This window comes from Ruegeria sp. BHSA191, assembly GCF_059613325.1.
Genome location: NZ_JBXWSH010000018.1, coordinates 12,959 through 27,776 on the forward strand (window position 1 = coordinate 12,959; position 14,818 = coordinate 27,776).

The window sequence follows — 14,818 nt, forward strand, 5'->3', positions numbered from 1 at the left end:
GTCAGAACTGCGCGGGTGAGGCACGGGCCCAATCATCGGCGAATTCGGCAGGAATGTCGGCACCCAACAAGGCGCCGTCTTCGAGAAAGGTATAAAGCTGGGCATAGGACCACTCGCGTTCGTCCGCCGTCCGGCGAAAGATGTCGGACGGGCGCAGATCCGACACCCGTTCCTTGCCCATGGCGCCCAGGATCTCACGGAAGCTTTCCAGCGTCGCATCGTGGAACCGGTGCACGCGCTTGCGCTTTTGCGGGACATTGACCGCGCGGCCGCGCACCGGGTCCTGCGTGGCCACCCCCGAGGGGCAGCGGTTGGTGTTGCAATGTAGCGCCTGGATGCAGCCCACCGCGAACATCATCGCCCGCGCCGCGTTGCACATGTCGGCCCCCAGGGCGCATTTCTCGATCATGTCATACCCGGTGGCCACCTTGCCCGAGGCGATCACCCGGATCTTGTCACGCAGCCCCACGCCACGCAGGCTGTTGTCGACGAAGATCAACGCCTCGTTCAGTGGGGTTCCCAGGCGATTTGTAAATTCCACTGGGGCAGCGCCGGTGCCGCCTTCGGCCCCGTCCACGGTGATAAAATCGGGCAGGATGCCGGTTTCCAGCATGGCCTTGCAGATCGAAAGGAATTCGGATCGCGCCCCGATGCACAGCTTGAAGCCGACGGGCTTGCCGCAGGACAGGTCGCGGAGCTGTTGGACGAAATTCAGCAACCCGGTCGGGCCGTCGAAGGCCGAATGCACCGGCGGCGAGATCACGTCCTGGTGCACCGGCACGCCGCGGATCACGGCGATTTCGGCATCCACCTTGGCCGCAGGCAGCACGCCGCCATGCGAGGGCTTAGCCCCTTGCGACAGCTTGATCTCGATCGCCTTGACGACCTCCATCCGCGCCCGTTCGGCGAACTTGTCCTTGTCGAAACCGCCCTCAGGGGTGCGGCAGCCGAAATAGCCGGTGCCGATCTGCCAGATGATGTCACCGCCCTCGGCCAAGTGATGGGGCGACAGGCCGCCCTCGCCCGTGTTGTGGGCAAAACCGCCGTCGCGCGCGCCGCCGTTCAGCGCCCGGATCGCATTGGCGCTGAGCGCACCGAAGCTCATGGCCGAGACGTTCAGACGCGACGCCAAATAGGGTTTTTCACATTGAGGCCCGCCAAGCAGGATGCGTTCCTCGCTTTCCGGCACCTCCTTGGGGGCCAGCGAATGGTTGGCGCGGTGGTACCCAACCTTGAGGATGTCGTACTGCGTGCCGAAGGCCTGCGTATCGACCTGCCCCTTGGCCCGGGAATAGACCAGAGACCGCACGATGCGGTTGAACGGGCGGCCGCTTTCGTTGGTTTCCACGAAATATTGCCGGATCTCGGGGCTGACGAATTCCAGCATGTAGCGGAAGTGCCCCAGAACCGGATAGTTGTTCAGCACGTTGTGCCGCGTGGTCAGCAGGTCATAGAGACCAACCAGCGCATAAGGCACCAACAGGACCAGCAGCCAGAAAGCAGGCGGCCAGAACAGCCCCAGAATGACCGTCAGCGGCAACGCGACAAAGGTCACGGCAAAGTAGATCCTGCGTACGATCATCCTGCTCTCCCTCATGATCTTCGGCCGATCGTGGAAAGCTTGTCACGCGATTGCAAGCCTTTGTGCGGATCGCGCGGCCTGTCTTGCGCCATCGTGATCGCCCTTGAGCCTGATGGGCACGCCCTTTATCCATGCGCAGACACGCAGGAACAGGGACAGACGTCTTGGCCAGAGCGCAGGCTGCCATAGCGGGACGACCGCTGATGTATGCCGCCGTCTTCATCGGCGGCGCGGCGGGGTCGATCCTGCGCGAACTGTTTGCGCTGCAGATCCCCGGTGCGCCACTGCTGACGGCCACGTTCGGCATCAACGTGGCGGCCTGTTTCGTGCTGGGCTGGCTGTATGCGATCCGCACCCGTGTGCATGCCCATGTGCTGCATCTGGGCGCTGTGGGTTTCTGCGGCGGGCTGTCGACCTTTTCCTCGTTCGTCGCCGAGCTGGAGCGCTTCGCCGAAACCTCGGGCTGGGTGGTGCTGATACCGCTGGCGGCCGAGATCTCCGCCGGACTGGGCGCGGCGATTCTGGGCGAGGCCATCGGCCGTCGCAGGTCGGCCCGAGGGTTCGGCGGATGACCGATCTGCACTTGCACTTGATGTTCGGGCTGGGCGGCGGGCTGGGCGCCGTGCTGCGCCATTGGGTTACACGCGCGGTTACCCATGACCTGCCGGTGGCAACTCTGATGGTGAACGTGGGCGGCAGCCTGCTGTTGGGGCTTTGGATCGGGTATCTGGGCGGCACCGTCGATCTGGCCGAAGATCAAAGGCGCCTTGTCTTCGGCTTCTGCGGCGGTTTCACGACCTTTTCCAGCTTTGCCTGGCAGTCGCTGGAACTGCGGCGCGAGCGCACCATCGCGACCGCAGCCGCCAACATCCTGCTGAGCGTCGGCCTGTGCTGGCTGGCCCTGTGGCTGGGCCTGTGGGCAACGCGCTGAGCGCGCTCACATGACGGGCATGTGCATCCGCATCGCCAGATTGCCCAGAATCCAGACCGTTCCCCCGATTATGATCAGAAGAACCAGCGTCGAGAACAACACCAGATCGAGATCCTCGCGGCTGCTGCGGCGACGGTCGATATGCAGGAAATAGATCAGCTGCACGATTAGCTGCGCCAGCCCCAGCAGGCCGATCGTCAGATAGACGCCGCGGGTTTCGATGCCGAACCAATGCGCCGTGCCAAACATGGCCAGCGTCAACAAAAGCGAGCCACCATAGCCGATCGCATAGCGCCGCCGCTCGCGCCGGTGCAGTTCGGAATGTCTATCCATAAGTCAGCCCTCCGAAATAGACGATGGTGATGATGCCGATCCAGATCAGGTCGAGAAAATGCCAAAACAGCGCCAGCCGGACCATGCGCGAGATCACAAGGTCGGTCATCCCCATGACCCGCAGTTGAATGCCCAGCACCACCAACCACACGCAGCCCGCGGCCACATGCAGACCGTGCAGAGGCACCAGCCCGTAGTAGGCGGACAGGAAACCGCTGCGCTGTGGGATGCCGCCCTTTTCCACCATCGACATGAAATCGCGGATCTCGAGAACCAGAAAACTCAGCCCCAGCAGTAGCGTGACCCCGAACCACAAAACGATCCGGCCGCGCGGCAGGTTGTATTTCAGCGCCAGCATGGCCAGTCCAACGGTCAGGCTGCTGGTCAGCAGGATCAGCGTCTGGGCAAAGATGCTGTACAGATCAAACAGCGCGTGCGGGCCCGGACCACCGGCCTGTGCGTCTATCATGGTGATGTAGACGCCGAACATCAGCCCGAAATAGACCAGATCGCTCATCAGAAAGACCCAGAAACCGAAGGTCACCACCTCGGTCGCCTTGTGGGCCCCGGGCCTGCCCCGGCCCAGGTTCAGGCCCGGATAGCTGTGGGTTGGTGCAGGCCTCATGTCGTCGCCTCCAGATCCGGTCGGGCAAGCCCGGTGTTTTCTGGCGCGCCTTCATGATCCCTGTTTACAGGGGTCGCGTTGCGGACCAGGTCCAGCCAGGCCTCGTGCTGCCTGCGCACGTCTTCGGCCGCAACAACCTCCTCGGTATCGGTCTGAAAGGTCCAAAGGATGAACGACAGGATCATCATCACGGTCATCAGCGCCGCCAGCCACCAGATCCACCAAACCAGCGCAAACATCCACACGCCGCTGAGCACGCAGAGTACGAAACCGATGCTGGTGTTGCGCGGCATTGTGATGTCCTCGTATCGGTCGGGGTGCGGGTAGGCCTCGCCGCGTTCTTTCGCGGCGGCGAAATCGTCACGGTCCGTGACAAGCGGGATGATCGCGAAATTGTAACGCGGCGGCGGGGCCGCGATCGACCATTCCAGCGTGCGGGCGTCCCAGGGGTCGCCAACCGGAACGCGGCTCTGTTCGCGGTTGCGGATGCTGACCCACAGTTGCACGACGATCGACAACAGCGCGGCCAGAATAACCAGCGCTCCGATGACGGCCGCGATCATGTAGGGATGAAAGTTCGGTTCCTCCCAGCTGTAGGACCGGCGCGGCATACCCATCAGACCCACCACATACAGCGGCAGGAAGGTCAGCATGAAGCCCACCGTCCACAGCACGACTGAAATCCGCCCCCAGGCTTCATCCAGGCGGAAGCCGAAGGCTTTGGGGAACCAATAGTTGTAGCCCGCCAGCAAGCCGAACAGGACACCCGGCAGCAGCACGTTGTGAAAATGCGCGACCAGGAACAGCGTATTGTGCACCTGATAGTCGACGGTCGGATTGGCCAGGATCACCCCGCTGAGCCCCCCGATCACGAACAGCATCAGAAAGGCCAGCCCGTACAGCATCGGCACCGAGAACCGGATGCGGCCACGATAAAGGGTGGCCATCCAGTCATAGACCTTAACGCCGGTGGGAATTGCGATCAGCATCGTGGCAATGCCGAAGACCGCGTTGATCAGGGCGTTTTGGCCCATGGTGAAGAAATGGTGCAGCCAGACGGTGAACGACAGCACCGCGATCGACATGGTCGCGATCACCAGCGAAGTGTAGCCATAGAGCCGCTTGGCCGAGAAGGTCGCGAAGACTTCGGAAAAGATGCCATAGGCCGGCAGAACCAGCAGATAGACCTCGGGGTGGCCGAACAGCCAGAACAGGTTGGCATAGTTCATCATGTTGCCGCCCAGGTCATTGGTGAAGAAATGGAAATCAAGATACCGGTCAGCGGCCAGCAGCAGCGCCGCTACCCCCAAAGGCGGCATTGCGAACACGATCAGGATCGAGCTGCAGATGATCGTCCAACAATACATCGGCAGCCGCATGAATTTCATCCCGGGCGCGCGCAGCTTGTAGATCGTGACGGCAAAGTTGATCCCCGTCAGCGTGGTGCCGATACCCGACACCACGATCGCCCAGATCCAGTAATCCGGCCCCACACCCGGATTGAAGGCCGCTCCGGTATAGGGCGGATAGGCCGTCCAGCCGCCGGTGGAAAACTCGCCCACCACCAAGCTGACCATCAGCATCATCCCCGCCGAAACCGTCAGGCCGAGGCTGATCTGGTTCATCACCGGAAAGGCCACGTCGCGCGCGCCGATCATCAGCGGGACAAGGAAATTCGCCAGTCCGAACACGAAGGGCACCGCCACGAAGAAGATCATGATCGTGCCGTGGGTGCTGAACAGCTCGGCAAAGTGTTCGGCCTCGAGGAATCCCTCGCCCGGCCCGGCCGCCTGTTGGGCACGCATCACGACGCCCTCCAGAACGCCGCGCGCCAGCATGACGATGGCAAAGACGATATACATGATGCCGATTTTCTTGTGATCCGCGCTGGTCAGCCAGTCGCGCCACAGCGGCCCCCACAGGCGAAACCACGTGAGCAGCCCCAGAACCAAGACCACACCGACGATCACCACGCCCGCCGCCGCTTTGGCGACGATCTCGTTCGTGTTGGGATCTTGAATCAGCCCGGCGATGGGGAATGCTTCCCAGGTCAGACGACCGAAGAAACCGGACTCGGCAGCTGTCATGGCTTGCCCTCCTGCCCGTACTGGACGGTTCCCGGTTGCTGATCCTCAGGCAATGGTTGCCCGTTGTGATACCGGTCCAGAACGCTGTGGAACAGATCGCCATCATCCAGACGAAAGTACAGCGCATTGTCCGGCATCTGCGCGGTGCCAAGCGCGGCCTGAACTTCGTCCCGGTCGGTCCGCATGGCCAACGTCCGATAGGTTGCCGGGTCCAGAACGATTCCGTTCTGCCCAACCCGGTCAACCCATGCGTCGAAGTCCGGGGGCGACATCGCGACCGTCTGGAACTTCTGCTTGGTAAATCCGCGCCCGTTGTACTGGGTGTTTTCGCCCTGCATCCGGCCCGGGACATCAGCCACAAGATGCAATTGGGTCATCATGCCGGGCATGGCATAGATCTGCCCCGCCAGGGCAGAAATCATGAAGGATTGCATCACCGTGTCCGTCGTCAGCGTCAAGGCGACCTGACGCTGCGTGGGAATCCCGAATTCACCCACCGTCGCGATGCCCAGATCGGGGTAGATGAACAGCCATTTCCAATCCAGCCCCACCACCTGCACGCGCAGGGCCGGTTCATCGCCGAACGCGGCCGCGTAGGGGTCCAGCCGGTGGGTCGCCTTCCACAGATAGAAGGACAGCAGCGCCACGATTACCACTGGCACGCCCCACATCGCGGTTTCGAGCAGGGGCGAAAACTCCCATTTGGGCCGATAGGTAGCCGGGCTTTGCGCGCGACGGCGATAGCGCAGAGCGATCAGGGGAACCAGAACCAGAACCGGAATGACCGCAACCAGGATCAGCGCGGTGGCGCGCAACAGATGAACCCTCTGGGCCTGGGCTATCGGGCCTTGCGGGTCCAGAAAGCTATTACTGGCCAACCCAGGATGGGCGGCGACCGCCCAGACCGTGATCGCGATCAGCGTCGCTCGTACTGCCGGGGTCGTCGGTTCTCTGGCCACGTCAGATTGCCTTTTGTTCCCGCTGGTTTCGGCAACTATCGGCAGAGTTGACCGACTTCACAAGAAATTTCAGGCAAACTATCGGTATGAGTTGACTTGGGTCGCGGGGTGGAGACACTCGGAACCTGCCATGCGTGTGCTGTTCGTCATCCTCGGCCTGATCTGGGCCACCGCCGTTCCGGCGCTGGACAGGGCCGCCGTGGAACAACAATTCCAGGCTTGGCTGAGCACCGAACTCTGGCCCTTGGCCCGGGGCGAGGGCGTGTCGCGCCGCACGTTCCAAAACAGTCTGAACGGCGTCAGGATCAACTGGGATCTGCCGGATCTGGTGCCGCCCGGAACCACACCAAAGACGCCCAAGACGCAGCGCCAGGCCGAATTCGGCGCACCGGCTCGTTATTTCAACGCCAACACGGTGCAAGGCACCGCCGCGGCCGGGCGCAGGATGGCCAAACGCCATGCAGCGACCCTGCGTCGGGTCGCCGCGGACACAGGCGTGCCCGCACGCATCATCCTTGCGATCTGGGGCCGCGAAAGCGGGTTCGGGCAGGTGCCCATCCGGCATGATGCCTTTCAGGTGCTGGCCACCAAGGCGTTCATGAGCACGCGCGCGGCGTATTTCACCGACGAGCTGATCGCCGCCCTGCAGATCGTCGAGGCCGGCCACGTAAGCGGCCGGGCGATGAAAAGCAGTTGGGCCGGCGCTCTGGGCCAGCCGCAATTCATGCCCAGCAGTTTTCTGACCTATGCCACCGACGGCAATGGCGATGGGCGCGCCGATATCTGGAGGTCGGCCGAAGACACGATCGCCTCGATCGCTGCCTACCTTGAACGACATGGCTGGGTGCCCGGCCGCGACTGGGGGTTCGAGGTGACGGTGGATGCGTCAGTGTCCTGTGCGCTGGAGGGCCCCGATCAGGGTCGCCCGATCCGCGACTGGGCCGCGATGGGCATCACCCGCGTCTCGGGCCGACCCTTTCCCCCGCACGAGCTGCTCGGCGAAGGATACCTGATGATGCCAGCGGGCCGCCACGGGCCGGCCTTCATCGTGACACCCAATTTCTACGTTCTGAAGGACTACAACACCAGCGACCTCTATGCCCTGTTCGTGGGCCATGTAGGCGACCGCATCCATTATGGCGTGGGCGATTTCAAGGGGCGCTGGGGCAAGATTGACGGCCTGTACCGGTCGGACATCGCAGCCATGCAGAAAGCCCTGATCGCCATGGGGCATGACGTGGGCGGTGCCGATGGCCTGCCGGGATACAAGACGCGCCGGTCGATCGGCCGCTGGCAAGAGGCGACAGGCCAGCGCCCCACATGCTTTCCCGACGCGCGGATGAAATCGCGGTTGCGCCCCTGACCGCGGGCGATTCGCCGAATTCGGCGAAAACGGGCCGCGATACTCTGCCGAAACAGGCCGCTTCACAGGCGGAATTCCGGGCAGCCTGGGCACGAAAATATCCCAACGACAAACGCCATCGTTACAAAATTTCGGCGACCTCGCGTCACGAAGTTTCTTTCTACCTTTAGGCGATCCGGGTTCATGGGAAGGCTTTAACCCTGCCCAAAATAGTGGCACGGTCTTGCACAGCGAGAGGAAGCTCTTGCATCCACTTCACCGACTGCAATCCACAAAGCTGCGACGCAGTGTTCCTTGCGAATTGGCACAATCCAAAATCGAAAAGAACCGGGTCCCAGCGGATGTCGGGCAACCAGGGCCGCCGGACGCCATCCCACGGGGATGCGCAGACCGCCGCCACAATAAATGGGAGAAGATCATGAACACCATCCTTCGAAACTCGGTGGCGGGCCTGCTGTGCTCGACCTTCATCACCGGTGCCGCGCTGGCCGCAGGCACCCATCCGGTCACCGGCGAGCCGCTGGCCGACGACCAGACCTTTGTCTACCGCGTGCTGGACGAGCACAGCTCGGTCGACCCGCAGGTGGTCGAGGACGTGTCGGGCGCCGAGATTGTCCGCGACCTGTTCGAAGGTCTGATGAACCAGGACGAGAACGGCAACCTGGTTCCGGGCGTGGCGACCGGCTATACCACCAACGAAACCAAGGACGTGTACACCTTCACCCTGCGCGACAACGCCAAGTGGTCGAATGGTGACCCGGTCACCGCGCATGATTTCGTATACGCTTGGAAGCGCGCCGTCGATCCGGCGCTGTCCTCGCCCTATGCGTGGTTCATGGAACTGATGTCGATCGAGAACGCCGCCGAAATCATCGCGGGCGAAAAGCCGGTCGACGATCTGGGCGTCAAGGCGATCGACGACCACACGCTGGAAGTGAAGCTGAGCGCGCCGCTGCCCTATTTCCCGCAGATGACCACGCATTCGACCACCTTCCCGGCCCCGCGGAAGGTTATCGAGCAGTTCGGCGATGAATGGACCAAGCCTGGCAACATCGTGTCGAACGGCGCCTATGTCCTGACCGAGCACCTGCCCAACGAACGCTCGGTGCGCGAGCGCAACCCGATGTACTGGGACAACGACAACACCATCATCGACAAGGTCGTGGCGCTGGTCATCAACGATGAAAACGTGGCCCTGACCCGTTATCTGGCCGGCGAGCTGGACCGTACCGAGGTGCCCGCAGGCCAGTTCCCGCGACTGAAGAAGGAATACCCGAACGAGGCGATCAGCTTCCCGCGCCTGTGCAACTACTACTACACGTTCAACCTGTCCGACGGCGGCCCCGAGGCCTTCAAGGACCCGAACGTGCGTCAGGCTCTGTCGCTGGCGGTTGACCGCAAGATCATCACCGAGAACATCCTGGCCGGAGGTCAGCCCGAAGCCTACACCTTCGTGCCCGAAGCCACCGCAGGGTTCACCCCGCCGGTCGTCGAAATGGCGACGATGACGCAAGCCGAGCGCGACGAGCTGGCCAAAGAACTGCTGGCCGAGGCCGGGTACGGCCCCGACAACCCGCTGACCTTCTCGATGGTCTACAACACCTCCGAGGCGCACAAGAAGGTCGCCGTGGCCCTCAGCCAGATGTGGAAGCAGAAGCTGGGCGCGCAGGTCGAGCTGGCCAACATGGAATGGAAGATCTTCCTGGAAGAGCGCGGCAACCAGAACTTCGAGCTGGCCCGCGGCGCATGGTGCGGCGACTACAACGAAGCCTCGACCTTCCTGGACCTGCTGCAGTCTGATTCCGGCTATAACGACGGCAAGTACAGCAACCCGAAGGTGGACGAGCTGCTGGCCCAGGCCAAGACCTCGGATGATCCGGCCCCGCTGTACACCGAGGTCGAGCGGATCATCGCACAGGAAACCCCTGTGATCCCGATCTACCACTATGCCGGCGTCTACATGATGGACAGCGACGTGGGGAACTGGCCGGTGAACAACGTCGAGCAGAACTGGTACTCGAAAAACCTCTACAAGATCGCCGAGTAATCATCATCCTTTGATCGCGCCCTGCCCCGGACATGCTCTGGGGCAGGGCCAATAATTGGGGGCATGAAATGCTTGCCTATGTCATCCGGCGACTGCTGATCGCCGTTCCGACGATCCTGTTGCTGATCGTCGCCAGTTTCTTTCTGATGCACTTCGCGCCCGGCGGGCCCTTCACCTCTGAGCGGCCGTTGCCGCCGCAGGTTCTGGCCAATATCGAGGCGCGCTACGGGCTGGACCAGCCGCTGTGGAAACAGCTTTGGGACTATCTGTACAACATCGTGGTGCATTTCGATTTCGGCCCGTCCTTCAAGTTCAAGGACCGCGACGTGAACGACATCATCGCGCAGGGCTTTCCGATTTCGCTGACCTACGGGATGCTGTCCTTCATCGTGGCTACGCTGGTGGGCGTCGGGCTGGGCATCGCCGCCGCGATCCGCCACAACAGCTGGATCGACTATTTCGCCGTGGGTCTGGGCATCGCCGCCCAGGCGCTGCCGAACTTCATCATGGGCCCGATCCTGATCCTGACTTTCACCCTGTGGCTGGGCTGGCTGCCGGGCGGCGGCTGGAACGGGGGTCAGTGGCAATACCTGATCATGCCCGTCATCGCGCTTGCGACCTCGTACATGGGCTCGATCGCGCGGATCACCCGGTCGTCTATGCTCGAGGTTCTGAATTCGAACTTCATCCGCACCGCCCGGGCCAAGGGCCTACCGACCCGCACCGTGATCTGGCGCCACGCGCTGAAACCCACGCTGCTGCCGGTGGTGTCCTATCTGGGCCCGGTCTTCGTTTATGTACTGACCGGGTCGGTGTTTGTGGACATCTACTTCTCGACCGGCGGGCTGGGGCAAGCCTATGTGGGTTCGGCCCTGTCGCGCGACTATGCCGTGCTGCTGGGGGTCACGATACTTTATGGCGTGCTGACCGTTCTGGTGAACCTGCTGACCGACCTGGCCTATGCTTGGTTCGATCCGAAAATCCGGTACTGAGGGGCAATCCATGCTTGGAAAATCACAAAAAGCCGCTCGGCTGGCCGAGACCATCACCGATCACACCGCCATCCAGGGCCGGTCGCTGTGGCAGGACGCGCGGATGCGTTTTGTCCGCAACAAGGCCGCCATGGCCAGCGTGTTCATCTTGGGCTTGATCGTTCTGTTCACGATCATCGGGCCTTACTTCGCCGTCTGGAACAACGAGGAAATCGACTGGGCCGTCATGGGCGACGTGGCCGGCATGGGGATGCCGTCCATCGAAACCGGCCACTATTTCGGCGTCGACGATCTGGGGCGCGACCTGTACAGCCGGGTCATCCAGGCCACCACCACCTCGTTACTGGTGGGCCTAGTCGGGGCGGCCACCGCGCTGATCGTCGGCACCTGCTACGGCATCGCCGCCGGTTACATCGGCGGGCGCGTCGACAGCGTGATGATGCGCTTTGTCGACATCCTGCTGGCCATTCCGGCCACGCTGGTCATCATCCTGCTGCTGGTTGTGGCGGGGCGGTCGTTCTTCATGCTGTTCATCGCACTGGGTGCGGTGGGCTGGCTGACCATGGCACGGATCGTGCGCGGCCAGACCCTGACCCTAAAGAACCGAGAGTTCATCGAAGCCGCCCGCGCCGCCGGTGTCAGCGAGTTCACCATCATGTACCGCCACATCCTGCCCAACCTGCTGGGCGTGGTGATCGTCTATGCCTCGCTGCTGGTGCCCGAGATGATCCTGACGGAAAGCTTCATCTCGTTCCTGGGGCTGGGGATTTCCGAGCCCTATACCTCGTTGGGTCGTCTGATCGCCGAGGGCGCCGGAACCATGGGTTACGGCACGTTGTGGCAACTGATGTACCCCCTGGCATTTTACGTCACCATCATCATCACGATGTTCTTCATCGGCGATGGCCTGCGTGACGCACTGGATCCGAAGGACCGCTGACATGAGCCTGCTTTCCGTAAAGAACCTGAGCGTTCAGTTCGACACGCCCGATGGGGTGGTCGAGGCCGTCAAGAACATCAGCTTTGACATCGCCCCGGGCGAATGCCTGGGCATCGTCGGCGAAAGCGGGTCGGGCAAAAGCCAGACCTTCATGGCCGCGATGGGCCTGCTGCCGCCGGCGGGCCGGGCCACCGGGTCGGTGCTGCTGAACGGGCAGGAAATTCTGAACCTGCCCGTGAGCAAGCTGAACCAGATCCGCGGTGCCGATGTGGGCATGATATTTCAGGACCCGCTGACCGCGCTGACCCCGCATCTGAGGATCGGCCAGCAGATGCGCGAAGTGCTGAGCGTGCACGAAGGCCTGCTGGGCTCGGCCGCGCGGCAACGGTGTCTGGAATGGCTGGACCGCGTCCGCATCCCAGAGGCCGCGCGCCGTCTGGACCAGTTCCCGCACGAACTGTCGGGCGGGATGCGCCAGCGGGTGATGATCGCCATGTCGATGCTGTGCAATCCCAAACTGCTGATTGCAGACGAACCGACCACCGCGCTGGACGTGACCGTTCAGGCCGACATCCTGGATCTGATGGTGCGTCTGCAAAAGGACGAAGGCACGGCCATCGCCCTGATCACCCATGACATGGGCGTCGTGGCCCGCATGTGCGACCGGGTGCAGGTCATGCGCCTGGGTGAGTTCGTCGAGGCCGGTGACACGCGCGAGATCTTTCACGCGCCCAAGCACGACTATACCCGCACCCTGATCGAGGCCATGCCCCGCATCGACGCGGGCGATGCGCCCAAGGCGGTAGAGACCGACGAGGCCCCGCTGCTGAGGGTCGATGACGTCAAGGTGCATTTCCCGATCCACGTTCCGGGCGGCATTTTTGGCCGCAAGGTGCCGTTGAAGGCGGTGAACGGCGTCAGCTTTGACATCCGCAAGGGTGAAACCCTGGGCGTGGTCGGTGAATCGGGCTGCGGCAAGTCCACCCTCGCCCGTGCCGTGCTGCAGCTGATCGAGCCGAGCGCCGGCAATGTCAGCTGGCTGGGCCATCCGATCGTCGGGCTGAAACGGGCCGAACTGAACAAGTACCGCAAGGATCTGCAGATCGTGTTCCAGGACCCGCTGGCCAGCCTGGACCCGCGGATGACGATCTCCGCCTCGATCGCGGAACCGCTGAAAACCTATCGCCCCGACCTGACCGAGCGCGAGCGCAAGCAGATGGTCGCTGAGATGATGGAACGGGTCGGCCTGAACGCCAACATGATCAACCGCTACCCGCACGAGTTGTCGGGCGGGCAGAACCAACGCGTGGGCATCGCTCGGGCGATGATCAACAAACCCAAGCTGATCATCTGCGACGAGGCGGTCTCGGCGCTGGACGTGTCGATCCAGGCGCAGATCGTGCAGCTGCTGAAGGAACTGCAGCAGGAGTTCGGTCTGTCGATGATCTTCATCAGCCACGACCTGTCGGTGGTGCGCGCGGTGTCGAACCGGATCATGGTTCTGTATCTCGGCCGCATCGTCGAACTGGGCGATGGCGAGGTGATCTGCTCGAACCCGGTTCATCCCTATACGAAATCGCTGATCTCGGCGGTTCCGATCCCGGACCCGGATGTCGAGCGCAGCCGCCAGCGGTTGAAACTGCCGGGCGAGTTGCCCTCGCCGATGGATCCCAAGGCGGCGCTGCGGTTCCTGCCCAGCCGTCTGGCGGCGGGTCAGACCGACTATGTTCCCAAGCTGACCGAGGTTGCCCCGGGGCATCTGGTGGCCGAGCACGACCCGCTGGACGCCATTCTGGCTCAGGCTTGATCGCCGCCCCCCAAAGCCGGAACTTCGGCTTTGGGGGTTCGTCCGCTTGCCTTGTTACCGGGCCCATAGCGTTTCACGGGTCGATCACACCTCTAAGGATGCTTTTGACACCGTTCATTTCAGATGGCACGGTTCGGAAAGTTTCCGCCGGGTCGCCCAAGAGTCATTGAATGCGCTGGCCTCCCGGCCTAAGAGGGATCCCCGGCGGCAGTTTGTTCGCCCGCAGCGTATTTATTTGTGAGGTATCATGTCACGAAAGGTCACCAAGGCGATTTTTCCGGTCGCGGGATTGGGGACCCGATTTCTGCCCGCCACGAAATCGGTTCCGAAAGAAATCATGACGCTGGTTGACCGGCCATTAATTCAATACGCCATCGACGAAGCCCGCGCGGCCGGGATCACGGAATTCATCTTCGTGACATCGCGCGGCAAGTCGGCGCTGGAAGACTATTTCGACCACAACCCCGTTCTCGAGGAAGAGTTGCGGGCCAAGGGCAAAGACAAGCTGCTGAAAACGCTGGATGCGACCAACATGGAAAGCGGTGCGATCGCCTATATCCGCCAGTACAAGGCCCTGGGCCTGGGCCACGCGGTCTGGTGCGCACGACGTTTGATCGGCGACGAACCTTTTGCCGTGATGCTGCCCGACGACGTCATCGCCGCCGAAAAGCCCTGTCTGCAACAAATGGTTGAAGCCTATGAAGAAACCGGCGGCAACATGGTCGCCACGATGGAGGTGGCGCCAGAGCGCACCAGCGCCTACGGCATTCTGGACGTGGCCGAAAACGCCGGCACGGTGGTCCGCGTGCGCGGAATGGTCGAGAAGCCCAAACCCGAAGAGGCGCCCTCGAACCTGGCGGTGATCGGACGCTACATCATGGGTCCTTCGGTGCTGTACAACCTCAACCACATGAAGAAAGGCAGCGGCGGTGAGATCCAGCTGACCGATGCCATCGCCGAGGACATCGGCAACGGCGTGCCGGTCTTCGGCTATCGGTTCAAGGGCCAGCGGTTCGATTGCGGCTCGAAGGCGGGGTTTCTGCAGGCGACGGTGTCCTTCGCGCTGGCCCGCGACGACCTGCGCGACGACTTAGCCCGATACCTGAACGATATCGTCGCCACAGGCAAAGCCGCGCAGTGATGCACCGCGCC

At 62.6% G+C, this 14,818-nt stretch carries 13 protein-coding genes; 8 read left to right on the plus strand and 5 right to left on the minus strand.

Features of this window, described 5'->3' with window-relative positions; translation table 11 throughout:
* Position 1: 1 nt before the first annotated feature.
* Complete coding sequence (locus tag AC2FNS_RS15430) at positions 2 to 1,582, minus strand: FMN-binding glutamate synthase family protein (RefSeq protein ID WP_496712347.1); 1,581 nt, start codon at positions 1,580 to 1,582, stop codon at positions 2 to 4.
* 203 nt (positions 1,583 to 1,785) lie between these two features.
* Here AC2FNS_RS15430 and AC2FNS_RS15435 point away from each other — a divergent pair, with 203 nt between their 5' ends.
* The gene (locus tag AC2FNS_RS15435; RefSeq protein ID WP_496712345.1) at positions 1,786 to 2,154 is read left to right on the plus strand and encodes a fluoride efflux transporter FluC; all 369 of its coding nucleotides are present in this window, start codon (positions 1,786 to 1,788) and stop codon (positions 2,152 to 2,154) included.
* Complete coding sequence (locus AC2FNS_RS15440; protein ID WP_496685274.1) at positions 2,151 to 2,513, plus strand: fluoride efflux transporter FluC; 363 nt, start codon at positions 2,151 to 2,153, stop codon at positions 2,511 to 2,513. The genes AC2FNS_RS15435 and AC2FNS_RS15440 overlap by 4 nt, the downstream gene beginning before the upstream one ends.
* A gap of 6 nt (positions 2,514 to 2,519) precedes the next feature.
* Here the strand turns inward: AC2FNS_RS15440 and AC2FNS_RS15445 are convergent, their stop codons facing one another.
* The 4 genes from AC2FNS_RS15445 to AC2FNS_RS15460 are packed head-to-tail and all read right to left on the minus strand — an operon-like array spanning position 2,520 to position 6,517.
* Positions 2,520 to 2,846: a cytochrome o ubiquinol oxidase subunit IV gene (locus AC2FNS_RS15445; RefSeq protein WP_496712344.1), complete on the minus strand. Its 327-nt coding sequence runs from the start codon at positions 2,844 to 2,846 to the stop codon at positions 2,520 to 2,522.
* Entirely contained in the window at positions 2,839 to 3,471 is a 633-nt protein-coding gene (locus AC2FNS_RS15450) for a cytochrome c oxidase subunit 3 (protein ID WP_496712343.1), read from the minus strand. Before AC2FNS_RS15450 ends, AC2FNS_RS15445 begins: the two co-directional genes overlap by 8 nt.
* A complete protein-coding gene (locus tag AC2FNS_RS15455) occupies positions 3,468 to 5,558 on the minus strand; it encodes a cbb3-type cytochrome c oxidase subunit I (RefSeq protein ID WP_496712342.1) in 2,091 nt (696 codons plus the stop codon). The genes AC2FNS_RS15450 and AC2FNS_RS15455 overlap by 4 nt, the downstream gene beginning before the upstream one ends.
* Entirely contained in the window at positions 5,555 to 6,517 is a 963-nt protein-coding gene (locus AC2FNS_RS15460) for a cytochrome ubiquinol oxidase subunit II (RefSeq protein WP_496712341.1), read from the minus strand. The genes AC2FNS_RS15455 and AC2FNS_RS15460 overlap by 4 nt, the downstream gene beginning before the upstream one ends.
* 130 nt (positions 6,518 to 6,647) lie before the next feature.
* Here AC2FNS_RS15460 and AC2FNS_RS15465 point away from each other — a divergent pair, with 130 nt between their 5' ends.
* From AC2FNS_RS15465 to galU, 6 genes are all read left to right on the plus strand, one after another.
* Entirely contained in the window at positions 6,648 to 7,880 is a 1,233-nt protein-coding gene (locus AC2FNS_RS15465; protein ID WP_496712340.1) for a lytic murein transglycosylase, read from the plus strand.
* Between the two features lie 418 nt (positions 7,881 to 8,298).
* Positions 8,299 to 9,927, plus strand: a complete 1,629-nt coding sequence (locus AC2FNS_RS15470) for a peptide ABC transporter substrate-binding protein (protein WP_496712339.1) — start codon at positions 8,299 to 8,301, stop codon at positions 9,925 to 9,927.
* Positions 9,928 to 9,995: 68 nt separating this feature from the next.
* A complete protein-coding gene (oppB, locus tag AC2FNS_RS15475) occupies positions 9,996 to 10,919 on the plus strand; it encodes an oligopeptide ABC transporter permease OppB (protein WP_170367374.1) in 924 nt (307 codons plus the stop codon).
* A 10-nt stretch (positions 10,920 to 10,929) separates the two neighbouring features.
* Complete coding sequence (locus AC2FNS_RS15480; RefSeq protein WP_496681526.1) at positions 10,930 to 11,859, plus strand: ABC transporter permease subunit; 930 nt, start codon at positions 10,930 to 10,932, stop codon at positions 11,857 to 11,859.
* Between the two features lies 1 nt (position 11,860).
* Positions 11,861 to 13,666, plus strand: a complete 1,806-nt coding sequence (locus AC2FNS_RS15485; RefSeq protein ID WP_496712338.1) for an ABC transporter ATP-binding protein — start codon at positions 11,861 to 11,863, stop codon at positions 13,664 to 13,666.
* 247 nt (positions 13,667 to 13,913) lie between these two features.
* Entirely contained in the window at positions 13,914 to 14,807 is an 894-nt protein-coding gene (gene galU / locus AC2FNS_RS15490) for a UTP--glucose-1-phosphate uridylyltransferase GalU (RefSeq protein ID WP_496681531.1), read from the plus strand.
* Positions 14,808 to 14,818 lie beyond the last annotated feature (11 nt).